This window comes from Oxobacter pfennigii (assembly GCF_001317355.1).
In the GTDB taxonomy this organism is placed as follows: domain Bacteria; phylum Bacillota; class Clostridia; order Clostridiales; family Oxobacteraceae; genus Oxobacter; species Oxobacter pfennigii.
Genome location: NZ_LKET01000027.1, coordinates 16,586 through 42,576 on the forward strand (window position 1 = coordinate 16,586; position 25,991 = coordinate 42,576).

At 41.1% G+C, this 25,991-nt stretch carries 23 protein-coding genes, 1 tRNA gene, 1 other RNA gene and 2 riboswitches; of the genes, 15 read left to right on the forward strand and 10 right to left on the reverse strand.

Features of this window, described 5'->3' with window-relative positions; translation table 11 throughout:
* Positions 1 to 180: 180 nt before the first annotated feature.
* Positions 181 to 271, forward strand: a tRNA-Ser gene (locus OXPF_RS06175).
* 21 nt (positions 272 to 292) lie between these two features.
* Positions 293 to 612: RNase P RNA component class B (gene rnpB / locus OXPF_RS21645), an RNA gene on the forward strand.
* A gap of 94 nt (positions 613 to 706) precedes the next feature.
* Here rnpB and OXPF_RS06180 read toward each other — a convergent pair.
* Together OXPF_RS06180 and OXPF_RS06185 are read right to left on the reverse strand one after the other, a co-directional pair.
* Positions 707 to 2,050 (reverse strand): MFS transporter, encoded by a 1,344-nt coding sequence (locus OXPF_RS06180; RefSeq protein WP_054874340.1) that lies wholly within the window; start codon positions 2,048 to 2,050, stop codon positions 707 to 709.
* A 21-nt stretch (positions 2,051 to 2,071) separates the two neighbouring features.
* A complete protein-coding gene (locus tag OXPF_RS06185) occupies positions 2,072 to 3,451 on the reverse strand; it encodes a uroporphyrinogen decarboxylase family protein (RefSeq protein WP_152967710.1) in 1,380 nt (459 codons plus the stop codon).
* Positions 3,452 to 3,640: 189 nt separating this feature from the next.
* A riboswitch (SAM riboswitch) is annotated at positions 3,641 to 3,761 on the forward strand.
* 68 nt (positions 3,762 to 3,829) lie between these two features.
* On the opposite strand from OXPF_RS06185, the gene metA reads away from it, so the two are divergent.
* Positions 3,830 to 4,747, forward strand: coding sequence for a homoserine O-acetyltransferase MetA (gene metA / locus OXPF_RS06190; protein ID WP_054874341.1), 918 nt, complete (start codon positions 3,830 to 3,832; stop codon positions 4,745 to 4,747).
* Between the two features lie 221 nt (positions 4,748 to 4,968).
* On the opposite strand, the gene lspA is transcribed toward metA, so the two are convergent.
* Positions 4,969 to 5,421, reverse strand: a complete 453-nt coding sequence (gene lspA, locus OXPF_RS06195; protein WP_054874342.1) for a signal peptidase II — start codon at positions 5,419 to 5,421, stop codon at positions 4,969 to 4,971.
* 340 nt (positions 5,422 to 5,761) lie between these two features.
* On the opposite strand from lspA, the gene OXPF_RS06200 reads away from it, so the two are divergent.
* From OXPF_RS06200 to OXPF_RS06235, 8 genes are all read left to right on the forward strand, one after another.
* Positions 5,762 to 6,964, forward strand: coding sequence for a MerR family transcriptional regulator (locus OXPF_RS06200; protein ID WP_054874343.1), 1,203 nt, complete (start codon positions 5,762 to 5,764; stop codon positions 6,962 to 6,964).
* Positions 6,965 to 6,988: 24 nt separating this feature from the next.
* Positions 6,989 to 8,182: a DegT/DnrJ/EryC1/StrS family aminotransferase gene (locus tag OXPF_RS06205; RefSeq protein WP_054874344.1), complete on the forward strand. Its 1,194-nt coding sequence runs from the start codon at positions 6,989 to 6,991 to the stop codon at positions 8,180 to 8,182.
* Positions 8,182 to 9,300: a DegT/DnrJ/EryC1/StrS family aminotransferase gene (locus tag OXPF_RS06210; protein WP_054874345.1), complete on the forward strand. Its 1,119-nt coding sequence runs from the start codon at positions 8,182 to 8,184 to the stop codon at positions 9,298 to 9,300. The genes OXPF_RS06205 and OXPF_RS06210 overlap by 1 nt, the downstream gene beginning before the upstream one ends.
* Before the next feature lie 145 nt (positions 9,301 to 9,445).
* Positions 9,446 to 9,931 (forward strand): superoxide dismutase family protein, encoded by a 486-nt coding sequence (locus OXPF_RS06215; protein WP_054874398.1) that lies wholly within the window; start codon positions 9,446 to 9,448, stop codon positions 9,929 to 9,931.
* A 358-nt stretch (positions 9,932 to 10,289) separates the two neighbouring features.
* Entirely contained in the window at positions 10,290 to 11,573 is a 1,284-nt protein-coding gene (locus OXPF_RS06220; RefSeq protein WP_054874346.1) for a putative DNA modification/repair radical SAM protein, read from the forward strand.
* Between the two features lies 1 nt (position 11,574).
* On the forward strand, positions 11,575 to 12,321 hold the full coding sequence (locus OXPF_RS06225; RefSeq protein ID WP_054874347.1) for a TIGR03915 family putative DNA repair protein: 747 nt from the start codon (positions 11,575 to 11,577) through the stop codon (positions 12,319 to 12,321).
* A gap of 96 nt (positions 12,322 to 12,417) precedes the next feature.
* A complete protein-coding gene (locus tag OXPF_RS06230; protein WP_054874348.1) occupies positions 12,418 to 13,770 on the forward strand; it encodes an MATE family efflux transporter in 1,353 nt (450 codons plus the stop codon).
* A complete protein-coding gene (locus OXPF_RS06235) occupies positions 13,760 to 14,203 on the forward strand; it encodes a MarR family winged helix-turn-helix transcriptional regulator (RefSeq protein WP_054874349.1) in 444 nt (147 codons plus the stop codon). Before OXPF_RS06230 ends, OXPF_RS06235 begins: the two co-directional genes overlap by 11 nt.
* Positions 14,204 to 14,225: 22 nt before the next feature.
* Here OXPF_RS06235 and OXPF_RS06240 read toward each other — a convergent pair whose 3' ends face one another.
* The 5 genes from OXPF_RS06240 to OXPF_RS06260 form a co-directional block, all read right to left on the reverse strand.
* Complete coding sequence (locus OXPF_RS06240) at positions 14,226 to 14,957, reverse strand: hypothetical protein (protein WP_054874350.1); 732 nt, start codon at positions 14,955 to 14,957, stop codon at positions 14,226 to 14,228.
* On the reverse strand, positions 14,957 to 15,460 hold the full coding sequence (locus OXPF_RS21650) for an ECF transporter S component (protein WP_083479723.1): 504 nt from the start codon (positions 15,458 to 15,460) through the stop codon (positions 14,957 to 14,959). The genes OXPF_RS06240 and OXPF_RS21650 overlap by 1 nt, the downstream gene beginning before the upstream one ends.
* A gap of 164 nt (positions 15,461 to 15,624) precedes the next feature.
* Positions 15,625 to 15,797, reverse strand: a riboswitch (cobalamin riboswitch).
* A gap of 83 nt (positions 15,798 to 15,880) precedes the next feature.
* Positions 15,881 to 19,012 carry an efflux RND transporter permease subunit gene (locus OXPF_RS06250; protein ID WP_054874352.1) on the reverse strand — a complete coding sequence of 1,044 codons (3,132 nt, stop codon included), beginning with the start codon at positions 19,010 to 19,012 and terminating at the stop codon, positions 15,881 to 15,883.
* The gene (locus OXPF_RS06255; protein ID WP_054874353.1) at positions 19,012 to 20,145 is read right to left on the reverse strand and encodes an efflux RND transporter periplasmic adaptor subunit; all 1,134 of its coding nucleotides are present in this window, start codon (positions 20,143 to 20,145) and stop codon (positions 19,012 to 19,014) included. Before OXPF_RS06255 ends, OXPF_RS06250 begins: the two co-directional genes overlap by 1 nt.
* 315 nt (positions 20,146 to 20,460) lie before the next feature.
* Complete coding sequence (locus OXPF_RS06260; RefSeq protein WP_201779681.1) at positions 20,461 to 21,279, reverse strand: L,D-transpeptidase family protein; 819 nt, start codon at positions 21,277 to 21,279, stop codon at positions 20,461 to 20,463.
* 222 nt (positions 21,280 to 21,501) lie between these two features.
* Here OXPF_RS06260 and OXPF_RS06265 point away from each other — a divergent pair, with 222 nt between their 5' ends.
* The 3 genes from OXPF_RS06265 to OXPF_RS06275 are packed head-to-tail and all read left to right on the forward strand — an operon-like array spanning position 21,502 to position 22,506.
* The gene (locus OXPF_RS06265; RefSeq protein WP_201779682.1) at positions 21,502 to 21,657 is read left to right on the forward strand and encodes a spore coat associated protein CotJA; all 156 of its coding nucleotides are present in this window, start codon (positions 21,502 to 21,504) and stop codon (positions 21,655 to 21,657) included.
* Positions 21,658 to 21,918 carry a spore coat protein CotJB gene (locus tag OXPF_RS06270; RefSeq protein WP_054874355.1) on the forward strand — a complete coding sequence of 87 codons (261 nt, stop codon included), beginning with the start codon at positions 21,658 to 21,660 and terminating at the stop codon, positions 21,916 to 21,918.
* 15 nt (positions 21,919 to 21,933) lie between these two features.
* Entirely contained in the window at positions 21,934 to 22,506 is a 573-nt protein-coding gene (locus tag OXPF_RS06275; RefSeq protein ID WP_054874356.1) for a manganese catalase family protein, read from the forward strand.
* Between the two features lie 135 nt (positions 22,507 to 22,641).
* Here the strand turns inward: OXPF_RS06275 and OXPF_RS06280 are convergent, their stop codons facing one another.
* Positions 22,642 to 23,460 carry a polysaccharide deacetylase family protein gene (locus tag OXPF_RS06280; protein WP_054874357.1) on the reverse strand — a complete coding sequence of 273 codons (819 nt, stop codon included), beginning with the start codon at positions 23,458 to 23,460 and terminating at the stop codon, positions 22,642 to 22,644.
* A gap of 166 nt (positions 23,461 to 23,626) precedes the next feature.
* Between OXPF_RS06280 and pepT the strand changes: the two genes are divergently transcribed.
* A complete protein-coding gene (pepT, locus tag OXPF_RS06285; RefSeq protein ID WP_054874358.1) occupies positions 23,627 to 24,850 on the forward strand; it encodes a peptidase T in 1,224 nt (407 codons plus the stop codon).
* Between the two features lie 30 nt (positions 24,851 to 24,880).
* On the opposite strand, the gene trpS is transcribed toward pepT, so the two are convergent.
* The gene (gene trpS, locus OXPF_RS06290; RefSeq protein ID WP_054874359.1) at positions 24,881 to 25,882 is read right to left on the reverse strand and encodes a tryptophan--tRNA ligase; all 1,002 of its coding nucleotides are present in this window, start codon (positions 25,880 to 25,882) and stop codon (positions 24,881 to 24,883) included.
* Between the last annotated feature and the right edge of the window lie 109 nt (positions 25,883 to 25,991).

The following is a 25,991-nucleotide window of genomic DNA, read 5'->3' on the forward strand; positions in this document are numbered from 1 at the left end:
TACTATTTGCACAGTTTTCATACATTTTTTATAAGGCCTTAAAATTTACAGATATTATAGCGGCTTTTTTTAAATATGCAATATTTATTTTAGATTGTGGGTAAAATTCTAACATTTACACCTTTTAAAATTATCAAAATAGTTATATAATAAATATCTAGCTTAATGACAAATTACTATGGAGGGTTACTCAAGTGGCTCAAGAGGACGGTTTGCTAAACCGTTAGCAGTCGTAAGGCTGGCGCAGGTTCAAATCCTGTACCCTCCGCCATTAGTATGAAAGAGACTTAAGTAATACAGACAATCGCTATGGCAACATAGAGGAAAGTCCACACTGCCGCAGGCTGAGATGCCTGCGCCAATAGGATTGAGCCTCTCGCAAGGGAGGGCGGGGCAACCCGACGGCGGAGAAAATGCACTCACTGAGGCATGAGTATCCTGAAAGTGCAACAGAGACGAGCTTTTCCGGCGACGGAGAAGGTGGAACGTTTGTAAACCCCTCAATGCAGAAACCCAAATTAAGGTAGGGGAACCCCCTCAAGGGAATAAAACTAGCGGGGGACCAGAAATGGTAGACAGATGATTGTCCGCGACAGAAAGTGGCTTACCGTATTGCTTAATATCTTTATATGCACTAAAATTAAGTGCGCCAAAATAAAAAATCGCCGGGTAACCCGGCGATTTTTTATTTTGGCGCTATCTGCTGTTATGATTTTTGCGCTGCTCTTTGCTTTAATTCCTCCTGTATTTCAGCCATCTTGTTTTTATCCAGGCTGTAAATAGTCATAAATATAATGGCAATAACAGCAATTACACTTGGAACTGCCGATATCAAAACCCTTAATCCCTGCACTACTTCAGGCGTAACCTCATTTGCCTTAAATCCTATGGTTGCCAGGCCGAAAGCTGCCACCGAGCCGCCTATTGCCACGCCGGCCTTTATTGGTATGAGCAGTAAGGACATATTGAGGGCTTTTACGCTTTTTCCTGTCTTCCATTCACTATAATCGGCAGTATCTGAGTAAAATGCGGCGGACGGGGCATTGGATATAGCCATGCCGAACTGTGCCAATCCTACAAGCGCGATAAATACCGCCGCATTGCTGCCGGCAAATAAATAAACAGAAATCATCCCTATGGCCCAGACTACTATTCCCATTCTGTATACAGTTCTTTTATCATATTTATTGGTTAAAAACCTTGACGTTGTGGCTCCCACAAGCATACAGCCTGCTGTAATAGGCGCATACACCGCAAAGAGCAGTAGATTTCCTACGACATATTTAAAATAATACATACCCAAACCCATGAGGACGTTTGTTGCGGTCAATCTGAAAATATCCGCAATCACTAATAAAAGCAGCGGTTTGTTTGTGGCTACGGCTATAACCATATCTTTTAGCGTGGCAGGCTTTCTTCCCGGCATGGGTTTATCATAATCCTTTGCAAGATAGGCAATGTAATATAATCCGGATATGATTACCGCTCCGAATACCAGCACGGTTAAAAAATATCCCTTAGTCTGATCACCGCCGCCCAGGAATAAGACCAGCGGCAATACTATAGCACCCCTTACCAGCTGTCCTATGGCGGCACCCTGGCCTCTGCTTGCGGAAAGGGCTGCTCTTTCGGTCTGGTCCGAGGTAAATACCGGAAGCATTGTAAGGCGGGAAGTGGTTGTAAAGTTGACAAAAACATAGCCCATTATATATGCAATTGTGAGATAGGCAGCCTTTACAGGCAGGCTTACATTAAAATCGGTAAACATGAGCAGGTTAAAAATTATAATTAAGGGCGGGGCTACAAAAAGCCATGAGCGGTATTTACCCCATGGCATATTGCTTTTTTCAACCAGCGCTCCTATAAGAGGTACGTCAACTGTGTCAACAACTCTTCCGATAAGCAGGATTGTTGCCGCGACAGCCGGCAATACCATTGCAACATCGGTCAAAAAGAAAGGAAAATACTGAGTTCCCATTGTTGTCGCAAAACCCATGGCAAATTCCTGATATCCGTATGCGATATAAACTCTTTTTGGCAGCTTAGACATTCTTAAACCTCCTATATATATTTAAGAACAAAGATTGATTATAAAGTTAAACATCATATCTTCATATTTTTGAATTTTAGGTCCTATTATATTTAAGGGCCTTCCATCAAGCTCCGGATGGCTTTCTCTATATTTTTCCCATACTGTAAAGTACTTTGAATTTATGCTTTTATCTATTTCATTGATTATCTCGCTGCGCCTTTTTAGCTTTAAAGCTTCATGGGGGTCCTTGTTATCGCCTTTATAATAGTCATCATATCTTCCGTTTATATATACATACTCAAGTACGGCTTTTAAGTTTTCGGATATGCTGCCGTGCATATCCATGGCGCCCTTGTCAAAGCCGAACATATAATTTCCGCCGGGTGCAAGTATATCAATCAATTCCTTGGCTTTGTCTATGCATTGTTCTTTCGTGGCCGAGTGAAGCATTACAAGAGGATAAAAACCGCTTAATATATGCTTTTTGCCCAGCTTCTCCTTAACGATTTTGGGATCACCGTATTCAAAACGGAGGATGGTATGGGGAGGCAGCTCATAGAAATAATCCAGAAACCTCATAAAGTCATGCTCTACAAAGAGGTTTACATTTATGCCCATTTCGGTTATTGCTTCCACCTGTTTTTTCAATGTGGGCCAATAGAACTTTTCAAAATCCTTTTCTCTCATAAAGGGGCCCATATGGAGGGGTATGCCTACCTGGCCGAAGGTTGAAGGGCCCAATGGCTTTCCTTTTTTAATAAGGATGGGTGTTATAGCTTCACATGCTTCTATAACCTTTTGGGGGATTCTTCTAATATCGGATGAGATTCCTGTAAAGCTTCTGAAAAAGTCGGCCATAAAGTCATAGGGACCCGTTGTTGCACCGCCGGCCATTGATACAAATCCGTATTTGGCATTCAGCCTTGCACTTATGCCTCCGATTACCGCCGCATCATCGCTTTGAACCTTCATTGCTTTGGAGAGCGTCATGGCTTTTGTGTTAGAGTCTGTGTCAAGTCCGGTATATAAGCGCGGTAAAATCTTATCTACAATGCAATCATATGGCGAAGCTATGAAATCATCATAATCTTCCGCCGTCATACCTGCTACATTGGGATGCTGCATGGTTCCGTCAGAGCTCATTATAAAAGGCTTAGAGCCTAGAATCTGGTAATATGAAGGGTACCTTCGCCCTACACCCGGTGCCGAATCCGAAGGAAAGTCCTGACATACCTTATCCAGCGCTGCTTCTGCCTTTGAAAAATCCCAATATACTTCCGCCACATCCATCTGGCAATACTTAATAGCTGAATCTAAGCCCATGGCACCGCTTATTGGGATCCTTGACGGAATTCTCCCGCTTAATAAATTGCGGTACATATCTTCTCTTTCTTTTGCTAATACTTTTACATCGGACATATTTTCCATTCACCCCTTAAATATTTCTCCTTCTTATGGGACTTAAGTCACATAGAAATTTAAATAGCTCATAATATCTTATTGAAATTGATAAAGACCTAGAACAAAATAATTAATCCGCACCAGCTTAAAATATCTTGACACCGCATATAATAGTTGATATTATAAAAAAAAATCTATGAGAACACGTTCTCATCCAGAGAGGTTGAGGGACTGGCCCGATGAAACCTCGGCAACCTTCAGGTCCATTCACCTGAAAAGGTGCCAATTCCTGCAGCTGAATTTCATTTATTCAGAGGCGAGATGAGAGAGGTAGTCTGCTTTATTTTGCGTGTAAACCTCTTTCATTGACAATCGAGTATGAAGGAGGTTTTTTATATGCCAATAAAAATACCGGATAACCTTCCGGCAGCTGAAGTACTTAACAGTGAAAATATTTTCGTGATGGGTGAAGACAGGGCTTACCATCAGGACATCCGCCCGTTAAAGATAGCCATATTAAATTTGATGCCTACAAAAATTTCAACGGAGACGCAGCTTTTAAGGCTTCTCGCCAATTCACCCCTTCAGGTGGATATTACGCTGTTTCTGCCAAAGGACCACGAAAGCAAGAACACCCCGGCAGAGCATCTTAAGAACTTTTATACCACCTTTGACAGCATAAAGCATGAGAAATTCGATGGCATGATAATAACGGGAGCTCCTATTGAACATCTGGAATTTTATGAAGTGGATTACTGGGATGAGCTTAAGGAGATTATGAACTGGAGCCTCCGCAATGTATATTCCACGTTGCACATATGCTGGGGAGCCCAGGCAGGACTTTATCACCATTATGGAATACCTAAATACCCCCTCAAGGAAAAAATGTTCGGTGTATTCCCCCATACCGTTGAAAAACTGGGAGTAAAGCTATTAAGAGGGTTTGATGATGAATTTTATGTGCCGCAATCCCGGCACACGGAAATAAGAAAAGAGGATATAGTTAAGATGCCAAGCCTTGATATTCTTGCCCAATCGGAAGAGTCGGGCGTATATTTGGTAGCTTCAAAGGACGGAAGGCAGATTTTTATAACCGGCCATCCCGAATATGATCCTTTAACCCTGAAGGCAGAATACGACAGAGATGTTGCAAAGGGTGTTCCCATAGAGGTGCCAAAGCATTATTTCAAGGATGACGACCCGGCAAAAGCCCCCGTTTCAAGGTGGAGAAGCCATGCAAACCTTTTATATGCAAATTGGCTCAACTACTATGTATACCAGGAGACACCATATGATTTAAACGCACTGGAGTAAAAGATAAGGGGCTGTGGCATTTTGAACACTCAATTGGCTATGTTCGCGTTCTGCAAGTTCTAAGGCTCCCTGCCTTGAAAATACAAGAATTTTTAAACTTCACTATCGCTCAGACAATCTAAAATTCTAAGTATTTTCTTCGGCAGCGTTACCAAGAACTTGTTCAGAACTCTCACAATTGCTCGTTTATGTTGTTCATAATGCCACAGCCTCTTTGTTCTTTATAAATTGAATTCTTCTTTTGATGTTAAAATACAGTAAGCCAAAAGTATTGTGCCTGTCACTATAAATATGTCCGCCACGTTAAACACAGGGAATATATAGGTTCCAAAATGAAATTCCAGAAAATCTACTACGCTGCCTGTCATAATCCTGTCAGTTAAATTTCCTATGGCCCCTCCCATTATAAAGGACAATGCCGTCCTTACAATCTTATTTCTAAGCCTGAAAAGGTAATAAGCTATGAATATGCACACAAGCACCGTTGTAACTATGAAAAAGTACCTTTTATTTTGCAGAATGCTCCAGGCTGCCCCTTTGTTCAGCACATGGGATATATAAAAGAATCCGTCAATTACCGTTACCGAATCATTCAATGGTATGGCACCCGATATAATATATTTGGTAGCCTGATCCAGCACTATTATCAAAATTATTATCGCAGTCCAAAGCATAGTCCATCCTCCTTAGTTGGGCTGCTGCGTCTTGAACAATCATTTACTATGTTCGGATTCTGCAAGTTCTAAAGCTCTCTGTCTTGAAAATGCTAGAATTTTTAAACTTACTTTCGCTCAAACAATCAAAAATTCTAAGGATTTTCTGCGACAGGCAGGCCAAGAACTTTCAAAGAACCCTCGCAATGCCCGTTACATTATTCAAGACGCAGCAGCCCCTTTTCATATAATATCATACCAAGTTGTCATGTGAAATACCGGCATTATATAAATTTTTCATTATCCGGCAAAAAAATATTGCCCATGACGTTACGTCATGTATTACAATTATGTAGAGGTGATGTCGTTGGGAAATGATGAAGCCATGTTCACCGTAGGAGAGTTTGCTGCAAAGGCAGGAGTTACACACAGGACTCTGAGGTATTACGACAGTATAGGCCTTTTGCAGCCCAGCGCCCATAATAAGTCAGGCCACAGGCTTTACTCGCTGGAAGACTTTGCAAGGCTCCAAAAGATTATGACCTTAAAATTTATAGGTTTGCCCCTTGATGATATAGGAAACATTATTAAATATGATATTGATGGCAAAGGCTTTAAAAATCCGCTGGAGCTTCAAAAACAGGTGATGACTCAGAAGATCCGGCATATGCAAGAGGTTTCAGCAGCCATCGACGAGGCTCTTTTAATGCTTAATAAAGGAGAAAAACTTAATTGGGACAAATTTATAAATATCATAACTGCAATCAATGCGGACATAAACTGGCCGGCGCAATATCAAAATGCCTCCAATTTAAAGACCAGGATTAAAGTTCATGAAGATTACAGCACGAACAATCAGGGCTGGATGGAATGGTTTTTTAAACAATTAAATCTTCCTGATAATGCAAATATTTTGGAATTAGGCTGCGGTGATGCCAGTCTATGGGTAAAAAATTTTGCCTTTATCCCTGATGGCTGGAGCATAATGCTGACGGATTTCTCTCCCGGTATGCTGAAGGATGCAAAGTCTAATTTGAAGAATAAGAATAACAGGTTTAAATTCAAAATGGCGGATGCTCAGATGATACCCTTTGAAGATGAAACCTTCGATGCTGTTATAGCCAACCACATGCTCTACCATGTGCCTGACATTGAAAAATCCCTGTCAGAAGTTCACAGAGTCCTTAAACCCAAAGGTATATTCTATGCTTCTACCGTGGGTAAAAAACACATGTCTGAGCTTAGGGATATAATACAAAAATTTGATTGCCGGCTTATAACAATTAAAAGCTGGGAGCATACCGAAAAATTTCACCTGGAAAATGGAATGGATAAGGTTTCAAAATTGTTCAAAAATGTTAAACTAAAAAGGTATGAAGATAATTTAATTGTCACTGAAGCAAAGCCCTTGATGGATTATATTTTTTCCATGCCGGGCAACGCAAGACAGGGGTTTTCCGAAGAAAAACTAATGGAGTTTAAAATATTTCTGGATAATGAGATATCTGTAAGTAACGGCATATTCATATCCAAAGACACAGGATTTTTTTATGGAACAAAATAAATTTTGAAAGGAAGTACATAAGCTATGAAACATAAAAGCATACCCTTCTCTCCCCCGGATATAAGCCAGGCGGAAATAGATGCTGTAGTTGATGTCTTAAAATCAGGCTGGATTACCTCCGGCCCCAAGGTGGCAGCCTTTGAAGAAAAAATTGCGCAATACTTAAATGCACAGCACGCCGTAGCCCTGGCCAGTGCCACTGCGGGCATGGAGCTTATACTTAAGGTTTTTAATATCACATCAGGAGATGATGTAATAACAACCCCCTATACCTATACCGCTACGGCCAGCGTTGCCCTGCACCGCGGGATAAAGCCGATTTTTGTGGATACTCAAAAGGACAGCTTCATGATTGATATAAACAGGCTGTATGATGCAATAACCCCAAAGACCAGGGCAATATTGACGGTGGACTTCGGGGGAGTTCCGGTGGATTACGACGCTGTAAAAGAGGTTTTAAAGGCTAAAAAAAGAGAGGATATACTGCTTATCTCCGACTCTGCCCACTCCCTCGGTGCATCATACAAGGGGCAAAAGGTAGGGGCACAATTTGATTTTCACGTATTCTCCTTCCATGCCGTAAAGAATCTTACTACGGCGGAAGGCGGAGCAATCACGTACAATGACAAGGCTTCTTTTGGCAAGGAGGATTTGTTCCGGGAATTCAAATATACCGCCCTTCATGGCCAGAGCAAGGACGCTTTATCAAAAATGAAGGCAGGAGCCTGGAAATACGATATATTGACCGACGGCTTCAAATGCAATATGACAGATACATTGGCCGCCATAGGTCTGGTACAGTTAGAACGTTATAATGATATGCTCAAAAAGAGGGAGGAAATATTTGACCTTTATACAAAATTGCTTTCCCAAAATGATTGGGCGGAAATTCCTTTTAAAAAGGATAATGGCACCGAGACCTCCTATCACCTGTATCCCCTGCGGATAAAGGGCTTTAAGGAAGAACAGAGGGATGCGCTTATACAAATGCTGGCAGACAAGGGTATAGGCACAAACGTGCACTTTATTCCCTTACCAATGTTTACATTATACAAAGGCCTGGGATATAAAATTGAAGATTATCCCAATGCCTATAATCAATATGCCAATGAAATAACTCTGCCTCTATATTCCACCCTTGCCTTAGAAGACGCGGAATATGTGGCAAAGGAAACAATTGCTTGTACAAAAGAGATATTAAAGGCTGGTGGATTATAATGAAAGTAAACTTTTATACATCTCAAAGGGAATACCAGGAGAAAAAGGCTGAGTTTGACAAGGCCATAGAAAATGTGTTGAAGGACGGCATATCCACACTGGGCAAAGAAGTTGCCGACCTTGAAAAATCCATAATGGAGTTTACCAGCGCCAAATACGCCGTAGGCGTCGCATCAGGCACCGATGCTCTTGTTCTGGCTTCGGATATTTTAGGCTTTAAAAATGGCAGTGAGGTAATCACATCCCCCTTTACATTCTTAGCCTCCACCTCCTGCATTGCAAGGCATGGGGGGCAGCCGGTATTTGTTGATATCGACGAGGAAACCTTTAACATTGATGCCGCCAAAATCGAGGATGCCGTGACGGATAAAACGGTAGGCATAGTTCCCATCCACCTTTTCTGCCAGATGGCGGACATGGATTCAATCATGGATATAGCAGCAAGGCACAACTTAAAGGTTTTAGAGGACGCTGCGGAAGCCTTCGGAATGTCCTGGAAAGGAAAAGGCAGTAAATACAAGCACGCCGGCACCATCGGTGACTACGGCATATATTCCTTCTTCCCTACAAAAACACTGGGGGCATATGGTGACGGCGGCATGATTGTGACCAATGATGAAGGCCTTTACAAGCTGGCAAAATCCTACAGGGTACACGGAGCCACTGAAAAATATCATTACGATTACATAGGATACAACTCCCGCTTAGATACAATCCAGGCTGCCATACTCCTGGTAAAAATGAAATACATGAGAGAAGCCATTACAAAAAGGGAGGTTATCGCCAATTGGTATTTTGACAGATTAAAGGATTGTCAAGGCTTAAGGTTCCCCAAAATAAAGGGAGAGCAGCATCCCGTATACTATGTTTTCAACATTTTAGCTGAAAACAGGGATGGACTTGTTGAGCATCTTAAGAAAAACCAAGTGCAGTATTCCATATATTATCCCCTTCCCTTGCATCTCCAAAAATGTTTCAGCTATTTAGGCTACAAGAAGGGTGATTTTCCCGTATCGGAAAGGGTTTGCACCGAGATTGCAGCACTTCCCATTTATCCTGAGATAACCGAGGATGAAGTGGATTTCGTATGCCACACCATAAGAAACTTTTATAAATAGGGACAAAATAAGGGACAAAAGACTATTATAATTAGTGATAGAAGTTAAAAAAGGAGATTTTTCTTTGTTTACTAATTATAACCCTGTCTTTTGTCCTGTTTTTTCTTATATGCAGCCGGGATTTTCCTACCCACCTCAATGGAGAATGGAAAAGACAAATATAGCAAAAGCAGATATTAAAGGAGGTCCTTTAGCACCCGATATAAGAGGCGTGGTATACTTTTTGGATGCGATGGACGGTACTTATGTATTTGCCGAAGTTTACGGCCTTCCCGACTACCAGCCGGGCAGTGACAGCAAGCTTCCAATAGGCCCTCACGGATTTCATATTCATGAAAAGGGCAGCTGTGAAGTTGGCGACCCAGAAAACCCTTTCCAGTCTGCCGGAAGCCACTGGAATCCTACAAACCAGCCTCACGGCAATCATGCCGGAGATTTCCCCGTGCTCTTTTCCAACCACGGCAAGGCTATAATGTATTTTTTCACCGACAAATTTACTGTCAGCGATGTACTTGGCAAAGCTATGATAATTCATGAAAGCCCCGACGATTTTAAAAGCCAGCCGGCAGGAAACGCCGGAAGGAGATTAGCCTGCGGGGTAATAAACAATAAACAAATTGGATACTTATAACCTTGGGATGCTTTAAGTTGTGATACTTTAAGTTGGGGCTGTTTCAAATGCAACAGCCCCTTTACTATTCTCTGTAGCCCTTTCATCTTTTACTGCCTTCCTTTCTTATTTCAGCGCATCTTCTGCTTACTGGATATTTCCAGTTTATTCGAACATATGTTTGCATATACTGTTTTTATATGATAAAATTAAATATAAATCGGGGCATATCCCCTAAGTTGAGGAAGCACTTCGGCTACTCCAGATTCATTTCTTACAAAGAAAAGGTGCGTCCCATAAGTCGGGGGCATTTACCCCGGCTCCTACAAAAGCTATTTAAAAAGAGGGGAAGTGTCCCCTTACATTGGACGGTGACTTTATGGATATTCAATCAAAGCTCAATATTTTAGCGGCAGCGGCAAGATATGACGTTTCCTGTTCCTCCAGCGGCAGTGAAAGAAAAAATAATAACGGCCTTGGAAATGCCCACGTAAGCGGCATATGCCACAGCTGGTCATCTGACGGACGGTGCATATCCCTCCTTAAAATACTGATGACCAATATGTGCTCCTATGATTGTGCTTACTGCATAAACAGGAGGAGCAGCAGCAATGACCGGGCAATTTTTACGCCTGATGAAATCGTAAATTTAACTATAAATTTTTATAAAAGAAACTATATAGAGGGCTTGTTTTTAAGCTCTGCGGTATATAAAAACCCGGATTTTACCATGGAGCTTATGCTGCAATGCGTCGTGAAATTGAGAATGGCAAATTTCAATGGCTATATACACTTAAAGGCAATTCCCGGTGCTGATAAAAAGCTTATAGACAAAGCCGGGCTTTACGTTGACAGAATGAGCGTAAATATCGAACTTCCCTCAAGGGAGAGCTTAAAATTACTGGCTCCTCAAAAAAGCGCCGAAGCCATATTTAAACCCATGGATTATTTAAACAACAGAATAATTGAAATAAAAGAAGACAAAAAAACATATAAAAAGCCTCCGCTTTTTTTACCGGCAGGACAGACCACCCAGTTGATTATAGGGGCCACAAATGACCATGATCTTGGCATTTTAAGATTATCAGAGGGCTTATATAACCGCTACAGTTTAAAAAGGGTGTATTATTCGGCTTATATTCCCGTATCCGATAATCCCAACCTTCCGGCGCTTTTAAATCCTCCCCTTAAAAGGGAGCACCGTCTTTATCAGGCCGACTGGCTGCTAAGGTTTTACGGATTTAAAGCAGGAGAATTACTGGATGAAAAAAATCCGGATTTTGATATTGATCTGGACCCAAAATCCTTCTGGGCATTAAAGCATATGGAGCTTTTCCCCGTTGAAATAAACAGCGTTGATTATACCCTTCTTTTAAGAATTCCGGGCATTGGTGTCCGCTCAGCCTTAAAAATAAGAGCGGCAAGAAGAGTAGGCTCCTTAAGCTATGATGACTTAAAGAAATTCGGTGTTGTGTTAAAGCGGGCGAAGCATTTCATAACCTGCCAGGGCAAATATTACGGCACATCATTTACTGATTTGCCCATCATCCGTCAGTTTTTACTGCCTTCGGAAAAAACGCAGGCTCCTAAAAATAAATTCGAGCAGCTTTCCATTTACAATATGATGCAGGATAATTCATCTGCAGTTACAGGAGAACTTTAAAATGATTATCTTTACTTATGACGGGACCTTTGAAGGCCTTCTCTCGGCAGTCTGTGAAGCCTTTAATAAAAAAATCCGTCCGGGGGCTTTCATAAAAAAAGACAGGGTGCAGCAAAGCATCATAGACACCTATGTTGAAGTTGAAACGGATAAAGAAAAGGTAATCAGAATAACCGAGGCTGTTAATAGAAGAATTGGCGGAGATACACTATTGAATATATTTTACCTTTACTTATCCGAATATGAGAATTCCGGAAAGCTCATATTCGAATACATTAATTTAGGATGGAAGGTGGGTTTCAAGCTTAATCTCCACCTTCAGGATGAAAGGGTTCTAAATGTAATGAATGTCTGTAAAAAGGTAACCTTTGAAGTACACAGGCTTTTAGGCCTCATAAGATTCAAAAAACTAAAAGGAGATGTATTATATGCTCCCATTGAGCCGGATTACAACACCCTGCCTCTTTTGGCAACTCATTTTGTTGAAAGGATGTCAAATGAGCTATTTATAATCCATGATGTAAAAAGAAACACCGCTGTCCTGTACAATAAAAAAGAATATGAAATAGTCCCTTTCTATCTTGATTCAGCTTTGCAATCAGCTGATGAAGAAATGGATTTTCAGGTTCTTTGGAAAGATTATTTTAACAGCATAGCCATTCCTGACAGAGAAAACAAGGCTCTGCAGAAAAGCTTCATGCCGGTCAGATACTGGAAGCACCTCACGGAGAAAAATCCCCTTCTGTAATCTTTATTTTACATGGTAATATTTACATATTATGTGTTTTGTTATAAAATTATTTTACTGTAAAATTATTTTATAACAAAATAAGGAGAAGTGATTATGAAAGATTTGACTCAAGGCAATGAGGCCAAACAGATTTTCTTCTTCGCACTGCCTATGCTTATAGGCAATATTTTTCAGCAGCTGTATTCTACCGTAGACAGTATTATCGTAGGCCGCGCATTGGGGAAAAGCGCCCTGGCGGCCGTAGGCGCCAGCTTCCCCATTTTATTCCTTCTTATAGCCCTCATTATGGGAATAACCATGGGTTCCACCATTATGATTTCCCAGTTCTACGGAGCCAGGGATATAAAAAAAGTTAAAACCACCATCGACACGGCATATATATCCCTCCTTATCGGAGCCCTTATAATGATGGTAGTGGGGTTGATGATCAGCGGACCCATTTTAAAATTGTTAAAAACTCCCGATACCGTGCTGCCTACAGCTAAATCATACCTTAATATAATGTTTTTAGGCATGCCGGTTATGTTCGGATATAACTCCATAAGCGCCATATTAAGAGGCCTGGGAGATTCCAGAACCCCCCTCACTTTTTTGATAATTGCAACAGTTATAAATATCATACTGGATTTGATCTTTGTAATGGTATTCAACTGGGGCGTCGCAGGAGCGGCATGGGCGACGGTAATCGCACAGGCATGTTCCTTTGCCTTTGGAGTATTCCATCTTAACAGAACCCACGAGGTTTTAAGATTCAGCATTAAAGGCATGACCTATGATAAAGAAATATTTAAAACCATAGTAAGAATAGGCCTTCCCTCCGGCGTACAGCAAATGTTGGTCTCTGCCGGAATGATGGCATTGACCAGAATTGTAAACGGCTACGGAACCGACACCATGGCAGCCTACACGGCGGCTACCAGGATTGAATCCTTTGCAGTAATGCCCTGTATGAACGTATCCATGGCGGTATCCACCTTTGTAGGGCAGAACATCGGAGCCAACAAGCCCGAAAGAGTAAAACAGGGATTTAAGGCAGGAATTTTGATATCCGGCACTATATCCTTGACAATATCCATAGTTGTAATACTCTTTGGAAAGCACCTCATATCGATATTTACCTCAGACGCCGCCGTAAAGGCAATAGGCGGAAGATATTTAACCATAGTGGGAGCCTTCTTTATAGTATTCTCCACCCAGTTTATAGTCAATGCGGTATTAAGAGGCGCCGGAGATACATTTGTACCTATGCTCTTTACCATACTTTCCCTATGGGTCATAAGAATTCCCGCATCGGCGCTTTTATCTGCCAGAATTGGTTCCGACGGCATATGGTGGGGCATTCCTGTAGCCTGGATAGCTGGTCTTTTGATGTGCTATAGTTATTACAGAACAGACAAATGGAAAAACAAAGCAGTAGTCAGAAGGAGTGTACTCAATGCAGAATAAGGAAACGGCCCGGAAACTTTTAAATTTTTTCGTAAATTTCAACAGCCACATGAAGATTTATCATAATTATCACAATGACAGCCGACCCATAACCGAGCAGCAGTTTAAAACCATGCTTAACCTTAAAATATTGGAGCGCTGCACTTTGAAAGAACTCAGTGAAAAGCTTAATTTATCAAGCTCCAGCACCTGCATAATGCTAAACAAGCTTGATGAGGAAGGCTATATTACAAGGGAAAGCGATACAAAGGACAGGCGAAATACATTTTACAGCCTTTCAAATAAAGGTCAGGAATTTTTAAATGAGGACCTTGATAAAAAGCTGGACATCATAGGCAGCAGATTGGAAAAGCTTTCTGAAGACAAACTTGAGCGGCTTATAAGCTCTATGAATGAATTTCAGGAGATATTAAAAGAGATAAAGAGTCTTTAAGACTCTTTATCTCTTCTATAAACTATTTTAATCGGCCTATCCTAGCCACTGGCGCATGTAAAAATTTCGGAATCTTAGTTCCGGGTGAACAGGTAAACAAAAGGCAGGTGGAAGGACCGGCGGATTTATTTACATCCACATCACCTATGAGTTCAAGTATCAATTCACACCCATTGCTTTTAGCCAATGTTTGCGCTTCTGCCAATATACCTCTTGAGCCTACGGGCAATATATCATGAACCCCTTCGATAAAGGATAGCAGCTTTATATGATTTCCTTTTGCCACCTCTTTATCATCCGGATCGTCAACCTCATTTCCTACCTTGGGAATGCCTAAGAAATACACATCATCCAAAGCCCTTGACGTTCCAATCCTAAGCTCTTCTTTGCCGCACCTTCCTACAACTGTGACGCCAACGGCAGTTTGTTTTGTGGTCATATTTTTTTCAGTGCTTATTGCTATTGGCAGTTCCTTTATATCATTTGCCTTCAGCTCGTCGTATACTCCGTCCAGTATGCCTTCTCCAGTGGGATTCAGCTCGTTTGAGATTGTGACGGACATGACTATGGGATATGCACCTGCCGACAATATCTCTAAAAGCGGCACTCTGGCTGCATATCTTCCTACTATATAAGGCGTAACCTTCACGACATCCAGCTCTTTGCTTCCTATAGCTCCGCTGGAATCGCAGGCAGTCACTATATAAACATTGCCGCAATCCACAACCTCAACATCCCGACCAAAATATCCCATTATTTAGCCTCCTGAATCTCCTTCACAAATCCTACATTTTTAATGGATGAGAAAACTACTGCAGCCAAAATTACATTGAATATGCTGGCAGCCATCAACGGCAGAAGTGATGCCAAAAATACCGGCAGCCCTAAGTTAGGAATGAATATCAGTATAACAGGTGATACAATACCATTTAATATAATACCTGCTATAATTGCCACAATCAAGTTAATTTTATTTGCTATAAAGCTGAATACCACCATTATTATTCCCATTTCAACGGCTACAACGAGATGGATCGGCAAGCTCATAGGAAAACCTCCCAATGCCGCTGACAGCATATGTCCTAAAAATGCCACGGCAGCCCCCGGCAATCCTCCCAGGACAAGAGATGCTAAAAATGCCGGCAGCGAATCAAATGCAATGCTTGATGTAACGGGATTAGGGATTTTTATGTACCCACCTATGATGCTAAGAGCGATAAAAAGGCCCATCATAATAATTGTTTTTTGTTTTTTCATAATACTTTTCCCCCTTGAAATTTTAAAAATAAGAATCCCACCTACTATGGCAATCTTTGATTGCTATAGCAGGTCCCGGGAACCCTTTATTACATATAAAAAAGTCCTTAAATACAAAAATACCGTATTTAAGGACTTTACCGTCATCCTGCTGCCTGTCTGCACAGACATATTACATAAAGGCAGGTCTCCTGGCTTACGGAATAACAAGACTTTCGCCTTCCCGGCAAAAGCCAGTGGCAATTGAAAATCTCTACCGTGTACAGTGGTGGGTCCGCTGAGGATTTTCACCTCATTCCCTATTATCCATAATGGCACCTTCACGCTTTTATTTAGCTTTCATGATATGATAATTCCTGTAAGGAATTATCATATCATGTTTATATTATCACATTTAGCTGCTTAAAACAATATTTAAAACTACATTTCTGCTGTTATATCTCCTGCAACGGTATTTTTCCTTTTAAATAGCTTTGTCTTAAGAAATACCGAAAGATCATCAAACAATGTATAGGTTACCGGGATAAAGACCAGTGTCAATAAGGTTGAAAGGGTCAATCCGCCTATAACCACCGTACCCATAGGCGCCATAGTCTCGGCTCCTTCGCCTATTCCTAATGCCATGGGCATAAGGCCTAAAATGGTTGTCAAAGTCGTCATCAATATCGGTCTTAGCCTTATGGGGCCTGCATTTATAACGGCAGTCCTCCTGTCCTCTCCTCTTTTTCTTCTTGTTATAATGTAGTCTATCAGCACTATGGCATTATTAACAACTATACCGGCCAGCATTATAACTCCTATAAAAGCCGGGACGCTTAAAGACCTTCTTGTCAATGCCAGAGCCAGGGCGCCTCCCGAAAATGAGAAGGGCACTGACAGCATGATTATAAATGGATTCAGCAATGACTCAAACTGGGATGCTATTACCATGTAAACTATGATAAGGGCAAGAACGAGCGCCATTCCAAGATCGGCAAAAGCTTCCTGCTGCTGCTGGCTTTCTCCGCCTATCTCAAAAATATATCCGTCCGGCATATTATATTCCATAAGCTTTTGATTTATATCATTTGTCACGCTCAAAAGGTCTCTTCCCATAATCTGGCTGGATACGGTAACCACCCTAACCTGATTATCCCTGTTTATGGTTATGGGGCCTTTTTCTATGGTTACCTCGGCCACCTGGCCTATAGTAACGCTGGCACCCGAGGCTGTCTGTATTATTATCTGCTTTAAATTGGATAAGCTTTCATTGTACAAATTATCGCTCTTTATAACTACGTCCAGCTCATCACCGTCATATTTCAGTGTTGTCGCCGTTCTTCCTGTAATATTTCCCCTTACGGCTGACGCTATCTGGGAGGCTGTCAGGCCATACTGGGTGGCAGCACGCCTGTCTATTTTTATCTGAACTTCGGGTACCTCTCTGTCCAGGCTGGAGCTTGGTTCTCTTGTTCCTTCGACAGATCTTATTATATTTTCAAAATCATCGCTTATTCTTTTCAGCTCTTCCAAATCGTCTCCCTTTATGCTTATGCTTATAGGAGAACCTCCCATCATACCCATGCTGCCGGTTGCGGCCGTAACTCCTATTTTAGCACCGGGTATATCCTTTACCAGATTACGTATTTCATCTGCTACTTCAAGAGAGCCTCTCTCTCTTTCGCTTAAGCTTTTCAGCATTACTGTAATAGAGCCGCTGTTTGAGCCCCCGCCAAGATAACCTCCGCCGGAACCCGCCCTTGAAAATACCGACTTTATTTCCTGAATTCCTTCAATCTTTCCCTCAATGTCTGACACCAATTTTGCCACATCTTCAATTTCAGCGCCGTCAGGCATGGATATGCTTATGGAAATCTGACCCTGGTCCGATTGGGGGAAAAATTCCGAACCAACTGTTGAAAGGGAGACCATGCTTGCTATAAATACGGCAATGGCTATAAATACGGTGCTCTTTCTGTGATTCAACGCCCAGTTTAATATCTTTTTATATACGGATTCCATACCGTTAAAGAATTTATCAAAGCCTGCATATATGAAAGAAAAGATTTTTAATATGCCTTTTCTTTCCTTGTTCTTGTTCCTGTCCACCTTAAGTAATTTAGATGCCATCATGGGAACAACTGTAAGTGCTATCACAAGTGAAGCCACCAGTGAAAAGGTTATGGTCAAGGCCAGCTCCTTAAAAATTATGGCAGTCATGCCTTCAACGAATACTATAGGTATAAATACGGCAATTGTGGTCAGAGTTGATGCCACAACGGCCATGCTTACTTCCCCCGTACCTTCAATGGCTGCATCTTCCCTGGAATGCCCTTCCTCCCTAAACCTGAATATATTTTCCAATACCACTATGGAGTTATCCACCAGCATACCTATACCTAAGGCCAGACCTCCGAGAGTCATCATATTCAATGTGATTTTGCTGAAATATAAAAGGGCAAAGGTAGCTATAATGGAAACCGGGATGGACACGCCTATTATAAATGTAGTCCTTAAATTTCTTAAGAATAAGAACAATATAAGAATGGCCAGTATTCCGCCCTGTATGGCGCTGTTTGCCACATTATCAATAGAGAACCTTATGTATTCCGACTGATCCATTACAACTTCAAAATTTATGTTGGGAAAATCCTTCTTTAAATTTTCAAGCTCTTTTGTTACACTTTCAGCAACGGCCACGGTATTTGTGCCCGACTGCTTTTGTATCGATATATTTATGCTGTCTCTGCCGTTAGTCTTTACAATGCTTGTGGTATCCTTGTAATTCAATTGAACATCCGCTATGTCGCTTAAAGTTACCACACCGCCTGTTTGCAAAGGTATGGGAAGAGCCCTTATCTCATCCACGCTTTTAAATTCGCCTACAGTTTTTATGGTCAGCTTCTGATTTCCGTTTTGCACCTGACCTCCAGGCATATTTAAGTTTTCCGACGCCAGTATCTGTGAAAGGTAATCTAAAGACAGGCCGTAGCCTCTCATTTTTTGTTCGTTTACCAAAATTTCTATCTGATTTGTATATCCTCCCGTTGTGCTGACGGAAGCAATACCTTCCAGCCTTTCAAACCTGGGCTGAATGCTGTCTTCAGCTATTGCCTGAAGCTTTGATAATTCCATTGTACTTGTCAATGAAAGCTGGACTATGGCCTGGGCATTGGGGTCTATTTTTATTACCATGGGATCTCCCGCATCTTCAGGCAGCATTCCCTTAACCATGTCCACCTTTTCCCTCATTTCAAGGGATGTAAAATCCATATCGATTCCAAAGTCAAACTCCGCTATAACCACGGAATTGCCTTCGGATGACATGGAGGTTATGTTTTTTATATTGCTTACGGTACCTATGGCCCCTTCTATAGGCCTTGTTATGAGGTTTTCCACCTCCTGGGGCCCTGCTCCCGAATAGGATGTTGAAACTATTATAATTGGAATCTCGATATTGGGCAGCAAATCTATAGGAAGCCTTTGCAATGATACCGCACCTAAAATTATTATAATCAGGGTCAGCATCATGACGGTGACAGGCTTTTTGACTGAGAGCTTCGAAAGGTTCATCAATTATCACCTCTGACTATCTTAACTTTTGTTCCATTTTCTACATAGTCCTGCCCCTTGACAATTATATTTTCACCTTCGTTAAGACCGCTTATAACCTCAACTAATGAGCCGGTATCCATGCCAATTGCAACTTCCTTTTCAACGGCCGCATCATTTTCAACTACATATACGTAACTCTTTCCTTCTTTTTCTTTTATGCTTTCCTTTTTAACTATGATTGCATCATTAACCGTATCTGTGCTGAACTCCACCTTTGCAAACATTCCAGGCAGGATTTCCTGTTCTTTATTATCTATATTGATTATTACGGGATACATCTGAGTCTTGGAGTCTGCCACAGGGCTTATGTTTTCTATGTGGCCTGTATACTCCTTGCCGGGTATGGCAGTGAGAGCTATTTTAACCTCTTGTCCTAGCTTTAAGGAGCTTATCATATTTTCTGCAGCGCCTATCTGGACATTTACAATATCCATGTCCACGATGGTTACTGCAGGCTGGGCTGTGGATGCCATCTCCCCTGCTTCCACGTTTACAGCGGATACAATTCCCCTTATAGGTGATTCAATAACTGTGTTCTGTAAATTTTGCATTGCCTGGTTGTAGGATACTTCCGCCTGGCTTAACTGGGCGCTGTATAGATCAAGCTGTATGGAGGATGCAGCAAGCTCTGCCTGCTCTAAATCCTTCTTTGATATGGCGCCGCTGTCATATAAAGTTTTCATTCTATCATATGTAAGTTTTGCATTATTATATTTTTCCAAGTTCATTTGGTAATTAGCATTAGCCAAATCATAGGCAGCCTTTGTTGAATCCACCTGCTTTTGAATATCTTCGCGATCTAATGTCAGTAAAACCTGCTTTTCATTAACCTTGTCCCCCACCTTGACATTAACGGCTGCTACCTTCCCGGGGGCTTTGGGCATGACAGCTATTTCCTTATCAGGAAATACTTTGCCGCTTAATGTGGACATATTGGACAGGTTTTCCTTTTTTATAGTTTGTGTTTCAACAGGGGTATATATATCCGTCTGAGGCGCAGGTCCCGCAGATTGGGGCTGGCCGCCGCAGCCGGCTAAAATACTCACCAATACAAGAATAAGAATAGTCATGGATAAAAATTTCTTTTTCATTAATACTCCTCCATAAATTAATTATTATTGCTTTTATATTTAATATGGTTTGGTTACCACAGATCGGCATGGGCTGTAAAATAAACGGCAGATTAAGAATAGGTACATAACAAAATTATAATATCTTGTGCGCAAATATTAAACCCCTTGTTTAAGGTATACATTAGTCTTTTTAGCATAATTTCACATTTAACTATACCATATAATAATATCTTTTAATTCTGAATTAGTATTAAATTAAATATTAATTATTTATAAACTATTGCAGACAAGTTCAGATAAGGTACAGTGCCAAAAAAAGCCCTGAAATTTCTTTCAAAGCTTTTTTATATTTATTATATATCTTCCGTCCCGTCCTATGTTTATGACAGGAAGAGTTTTTGTGCTTTCAAAGGCATCATAGCCTGCCTTTATATTCTCCCAGAAATAAAGCAGTTCTGCATCATCCTTATGCCTCTCCTGCAGCTCCCGGAAGCCTATATCATCCATGATTTTTGGAAAAATGTGAACCTCAATCCTGTCCTGTCCCTGGGATACGGCTTCAACGGCAGCAATGTATAGCTCTTTTATGCCGTCATCATTAATGGGAATACAGCCGATAGTACTGCTGCCTCCGTGGATAAATATATCTCCTCCGGGATTTTCCCTGTACCCTAATATCATATCCGACTCATTCGGGTAATTGATGCTTAAGGATAGATAATATTTGCTCAAAGGATTAAAATAATCGATGAAATAAAAGCCTTCGGGCACCTGCTTATCACCTTCTTTTCTCTTAGGTCCTAAAACACCTGAGGATTTGCTTACCGGGTAGCTTTTTACAAGTGTGTAGGGCTTATCCTTTGAGCTTGACCAAAGCTCCAGTATCCCTTCTTCTTTAAAAACCCTTATGAATATGCTCTTGGGGGGGTATTTCACATTTTTCGAAGTGAAAATGTCTTTAAGCAATTTATTTTTTTCTTTGTAGGCCAGTTTTACTCTTTCATATTCCATCTGTTTTTCTTTGAACATTTTTCTTGTAAACCTCTGCAGTATCAATAGCCCTGCCATAACCAGAATAAATATTAAAACTGCCGCCGACTTTGTTGAATCCAATGCTTTTAAATTAAAAATATTATACAAAACTGTAGCCATTTTTAAAACCCTTTGCTTAACCTCCCCTTAAAAATATTGTTAACTATATAATATTCACGTCCATTGATTTTGTGAACTTCAAATAGGGATTTTTATGAAATGCCTTGATATATTTATACTTGCACAAATTTTGACAAGCTGAATATGATGGTATTATAAGTTTATATTTTTGAGGTGAATCTTTTGCTTCGTTATCCGATGCCTGCGGGCATGCCGTTACCTATGAATAATTTGGAATATGCAAGAGCATATGTTTTGATCCAGCCATACATGGGAGTTGTTCTTCCCGAAGAAGCATTAAAAAGAGGTACTGTTTTTCCATTCCTTTTAAAATCATATCTGCCTCAGCTTGAAAAGATCGAAAAGGGGGAAGATTAAATGAGAGAAATGGATGTTAAGGACCTTGTAAAGAGAATTAAAGAGCTTGAATTCGCTGCCGTTGACCTGAATCTGTTTCTTGATAATAACCCTACATGCCAGCAGGCTATATCCGACTTCAACATCGTTCATAAGGAATTGATGGATTTAAAGGAAATGTACAATATGAGGGTGGGGCCTTTGCAGAATTTCGGAAATTCCCCCAGCAAATCAGTCTGGACATGGGTTGACGAGCCCTGGCCCTGGGAAAGCGGCGAGTGATGAGGAGGAATAGTCATGTGGATTTATGAAAAGAAATTAGAATATCCGGTTCATATTAAAAATAAGGACTTAAAGCTGGCTAAATGCATAATGGCACAATATGGGGGACCTGACGGAGAATTAAGCGCATCACTCAGATATCTTGCACAGCGCCATACCATGCCTACGGGCAAATCAAAGGCACTGTTGAATGATATAGGCACTGAGGAATTAGCTCATGTTGAGATTGTATGTGCAATTATTTACCAGCTTACGAAAGATGCTACTCCTGAAGAGCTGAAAGAAGCAGGCCTCGGCGGATATTTCACACAGCATGATAACGCACTGTATCCTGCAGACGCAAACGGAGTTCCATGGACCGCAGCATTCATACAGTCTATTGGAGACCCTGTTACCGACCTGACAGAGGATATGGCAGCAGAGCAAAAAGCAAGGACAACATACGAACATCTTATTGCTCTCGCAGATGATCCTGACGTTATAGATCCCCTTAAATTCCTGTGGGCAAGGGAAGTCGTTCACTTCCAGCGCTTTGGCGAAGCACTGGTGGATGTACAGGAACGTTTAAACAGCAAAAGGTTTTTTTAATTTGCCTTAGACAGAAGAATGACTTCTGCTCGGTAAAAGTTTAAAAGGGGCTGTTGCATTTTGAACACTCAATATGCTATGTTCATTTACGTTGTTCATAATGCAACAGCTCTTTTTTATTGTCTTTAGGTGTAGCTACATATCAAGGGTTTTTAATTGATAGCCATTTTCCTGCAATTTTTTTATGGCCATATACACTGCCCAGGGGCTCTGGGGGGACACTGCATGCATCAATATTATGCCGCCGTTATGATGGTTGTTTAATATGGAATTGTATATATATCCCGCCTCTGCTTCCTTTACCCAGTCCACGCAGGCAATGCTCCAGAATATAGTTTTGTAGCCCGTATCCTTGACGGTTTTCATGACGGGATCCGACCATTCCTCATAGGGAGTCCTTAAATATTTCATGTGGATGTTGTAGCGGTTTTTTATCCTGTCATGCATATCCATTATCTCTTTTCTTATCTTGGCTTCACTTAAGGTATGAAGCTTCAGGTAATTTGCCGTGTGGTTCTGAAGGGAATGGCCTTCTTTTACTATTCTGTCCACGATTTCCGGATTTTTTTCGAAATAGTCCTTTATGATAAAAAAAGTAGCCTTGACGTTATTAGCTTTAAGTACGTCTAAAATGGCATTGGTGTTGCCCGATTCGTAGCCTAAATCAATGGTCAGGTAAATTGTCTTTTTATCCGGATCGCCGGTATAATATGCGTTGTATTTTTGAAGCATTTCCTTGGCAGCCTTTGGTATCTCCGGCTGTTTATGCTCGTTGTTTCGTTTTACCTCCCAGCCGTGGTTGGTTGGGCTTGAGCTTGATTTTGGGTTTGTTTTTTGGTTTGGAGATGCTTTTGAGCTTCCATTCGGGCTGGCTAAGAGTAAAAGATGATTATTGCCCTGTATAAAGAAAAATGCTGCTATAACTGTTATAAAAAACATCGGTATTTTTTTCACATTTATCACCCAGGCTTATTATTTGCAAAGTTGAGCCTTATTATATAGAAACATAATGGTATAATAGTATATATCAGTAAAAAATATAAAAGGCCAAGGTCTGGGATGGAAAAAAGTAAGATTGGATTTTGATTTAAAATTTAATTTGGGGAAAAGAGGTTGAATTATGGAAAAAGTAGTGGATAAATTTTTAAGATACGTAAAGTATGATACCCAATCACAAGAGGATGTCGAAGACTATCCAAGCACAGAAGGTCAGCTTGTTCTTTTAAAGGATTTGGCAAAGGAATTAAAAGATTTGGGGTTAAGGGATGTTACCATGGACGAATTTGGCTATGTTTTTGCCACTTTACCGTCAAATATTCAAAAGGATCTTCCAATCATAGGCTTTATCGCCCATACCGATACCAGCAATGCCATGCCGGGTAAAAACGTCAATCCTAAAATAACTGAAAACTATGACGGTAATGATATAGTACTTAACGAAAAGCTTGGAATCCTGTTATCCCCCAATGAATTCCCTGACCTGTTGAATTACAAGGGAGATACAATAATTTCAACGGATGGGATCACATTATTAGGGGCCGACGATAAGGCAGGGGTTGCGGAAATTATGACGGCTGTCGAGTATCTTGTAAATCACCCCGAAATAAAGCACGGCACAATTAAGGTGGGCTTTACTCCCGACGAGGAGGTTGGAAGAGGAGTGGACTTTTTTGATGTTAAAAAGTTCGGAGCTGATTTTGCTTATACTGTGGACGGAGGAAAAATAGGAGAAGTTGAATATGAAAACTTCAATGCGGCTATTGCAAAATTTGATATACACGGAAAGAGCACTCACACCGGCTCGGCAAAAGGAGTCATGGTAAATTCCATGTACATAGCATCGGAGCTTAATATGATGATTCCCCAGGATGAGACGCCGGCAGCAACAGAAGGGTATCAGGGATTTTATCATCTGCATACCTTAAGCGGCAATGTGGAGCTTACAAAAACCAGCTATTTACTGAGGGATTTTACTGATGAGGGACTTTTAAACCGCAAAAAATTCATGCAGGAATTGGCTGTAAAATTAAATAAAAAATACGGTGAAGGCACTGTTGAAGTAAAGATTAAGGATCAGTATTCCAATATGGTTGAGAAGGTAAAAGAAAGGCAGCATATCGTTGATACTGCCATTGAGGCCATGAAGGAAGCTGGTGTTGAACCCCTCGTCCAGCCAATAAGAGGCGGTACTGACGGTGCAAGATTGTCCTTTATGGGATTGCCCTGTCCCAACCTTTTTACCGGGGGACACAACTTCCACGGAAAATATGAATTTATCCCCCTTAAGTCCATGGAAAAATCCGTTGAGGTAATACTAAAAATTATTGAAATTTATGCAAGATAAAATTAAGGCAGCTTGAAAGCTGCCTTTTACTTATTCTTTAGGGATGAACCCCACTTTTTTATGAACTTTTCTTAAGGTTTTGTAAGCCACTCTTGCTGCCTTTTCAGCGCCTTCTTTATATACCTCATTGAGATAATCCTTGTTTGCAATGTATTCCCTGCACTTTATCTGAATTGGCTCCAATTCTGCAATGACAGCCTCGGCGGTATCGGCTTTGAATTTTGCATAGCCTGCGCCTTCGTATTCCTTTGCGATGTCTTCCGAGGTTCTTCCCGTAAAGGTGGAGAAGATGGATAAAAGATTCTTTATGCCCGGCTGCTCGTCGGAATTCCTTACAGTACCTAAATTATCGGTAACGGCGCGGCTAATTTTCTTTCTTATCACATCCGGACTGTCAAGCATGGTGATAAACGCATTTTCGTTTTCATCGGATTTTGACATCTTCTTTTCCGGCTCCTGAAGGCTCATAATCTTAGCGCCTTCAGTACCTATATATGGCTCCGGAACCTTGAAGGTGGGGCTGTATAAATTATTAAACCTCTGCGCTATATCGCGGGATAGCTCCAAGTGCTGCTTTTGGTCGACACCCACGGGAACAAGGTCGGTCTGATACAATAAAATATCGGCAGCCATAAGTACAGGATAAGCAAAGAGGCCGGTGTTTATATTTTCTTCATGCTTCGCTGATTTATCTTTAAATTGAGTCATGCGGCTTAGCTCACCCATATAGGTGAAGCAGTTGAGTACCCATGAAAGCTCGGCATGGGCCGGAACATGGGATTGGATAAAAAGCGTATTCTTATTGGGGTCCAAGCCCGACGCAAGATACAGGGCCAGAACCTCCAGAGTCTTTTCCCTTAAACCTTTAGGTTCCTGACGGACCGTTATTGCATGCATATCAACTATGCAATAAAAACAATCATATTCATCCTGCAGCTTTACCCAGTTTTTCAGTGCCCCCAAATAATTTCCTATAGTTAAATTGCCCGACGGCTGAATACCGCTGAAAATTACCTTTTTTTCATCTGACATACTAAAACCTCCTATTTATAATAGTATATATTTGTTAACCGCACAAATCAACCCCTTCGAAGCCCTCCTCCCTTCGTCCCTTCGGGACGGTTAACAACTATTTACTCTC

Excerpts from the sequence above, each read along its gene's own strand:
- OXPF_RS06180 (WP_054874340.1), bottom strand. The coding sequence starts at position 2,050 with ATGTCTAAGCTGCCAAAAAGAGTTTATATCGCATACGGATATCAGGAA.
- OXPF_RS06185 (WP_152967710.1), bottom strand. The coding sequence starts at position 3,451 with ATGTCCGATGTAAAAGTATTAGCAAAAGAAAGAGAAGATATGTACCGC.
- metA (WP_054874341.1), top strand. The coding sequence starts at position 3,830 with ATGCCAATAAAAATACCGGATAACCTTCCGGCAGCTGAAGTACTTAAC.
- lspA (WP_054874342.1), bottom strand. The coding sequence starts at position 5,421 with ATGCTTTGGACTGCGATAATAATTTTGATAATAGTGCTGGATCAGGCT.
- OXPF_RS06200 (WP_054874343.1), top strand. The coding sequence starts at position 5,762 with ATGTCGTTGGGAAATGATGAAGCCATGTTCACCGTAGGAGAGTTTGCT.
- OXPF_RS06205 (WP_054874344.1), top strand. The coding sequence starts at position 6,989 with ATGAAACATAAAAGCATACCCTTCTCTCCCCCGGATATAAGCCAGGCG.
- OXPF_RS06210 (WP_054874345.1), top strand. The coding sequence starts at position 8,182 with ATGAAAGTAAACTTTTATACATCTCAAAGGGAATACCAGGAGAAAAAG.
- OXPF_RS06215 (WP_054874398.1), top strand. The coding sequence starts at position 9,446 with ATGGAAAAGACAAATATAGCAAAAGCAGATATTAAAGGAGGTCCTTTA.
- OXPF_RS06220 (WP_054874346.1), top strand. The coding sequence starts at position 10,290 with ATGGATATTCAATCAAAGCTCAATATTTTAGCGGCAGCGGCAAGATAT.
- OXPF_RS06225 (WP_054874347.1), top strand. The coding sequence starts at position 11,575 with ATGATTATCTTTACTTATGACGGGACCTTTGAAGGCCTTCTCTCGGCA.
- OXPF_RS06230 (WP_054874348.1), top strand. The coding sequence starts at position 12,418 with ATGAAAGATTTGACTCAAGGCAATGAGGCCAAACAGATTTTCTTCTTC.
- OXPF_RS06235 (WP_054874349.1), top strand. The coding sequence starts at position 13,760 with ATGCAGAATAAGGAAACGGCCCGGAAACTTTTAAATTTTTTCGTAAAT.
- OXPF_RS06240 (WP_054874350.1), bottom strand. The coding sequence starts at position 14,957 with ATGGGATATTTTGGTCGGGATGTTGAGGTTGTGGATTGCGGCAATGTT.
- OXPF_RS21650 (WP_083479723.1), bottom strand. The coding sequence starts at position 15,460 with ATGAAAAAACAAAAAACAATTATTATGATGGGCCTTTTTATCGCTCTT.
- OXPF_RS06250 (WP_054874352.1), bottom strand. The coding sequence starts at position 19,012 with ATGAACCTTTCGAAGCTCTCAGTCAAAAAGCCTGTCACCGTCATGATG.
- OXPF_RS06255 (WP_054874353.1), bottom strand. The coding sequence starts at position 20,145 with ATGAAAAAGAAATTTTTATCCATGACTATTCTTATTCTTGTATTGGTG.
- OXPF_RS06260 (WP_201779681.1), bottom strand. The coding sequence starts at position 21,279 with ATGGCTACAGTTTTGTATAATATTTTTAATTTAAAAGCATTGGATTCA.
- OXPF_RS06265 (WP_201779682.1), top strand. The coding sequence starts at position 21,502 with ATGAATAATTTGGAATATGCAAGAGCATATGTTTTGATCCAGCCATAC.
- OXPF_RS06270 (WP_054874355.1), top strand. The coding sequence starts at position 21,658 with ATGAGAGAAATGGATGTTAAGGACCTTGTAAAGAGAATTAAAGAGCTT.
- OXPF_RS06275 (WP_054874356.1), top strand. The coding sequence starts at position 21,934 with ATGTGGATTTATGAAAAGAAATTAGAATATCCGGTTCATATTAAAAAT.
- pepT (WP_054874358.1), top strand. The coding sequence starts at position 23,627 with ATGGAAAAAGTAGTGGATAAATTTTTAAGATACGTAAAGTATGATACC.
- trpS (WP_054874359.1), bottom strand. The coding sequence starts at position 25,882 with ATGTCAGATGAAAAAAAGGTAATTTTCAGCGGTATTCAGCCGTCGGGC.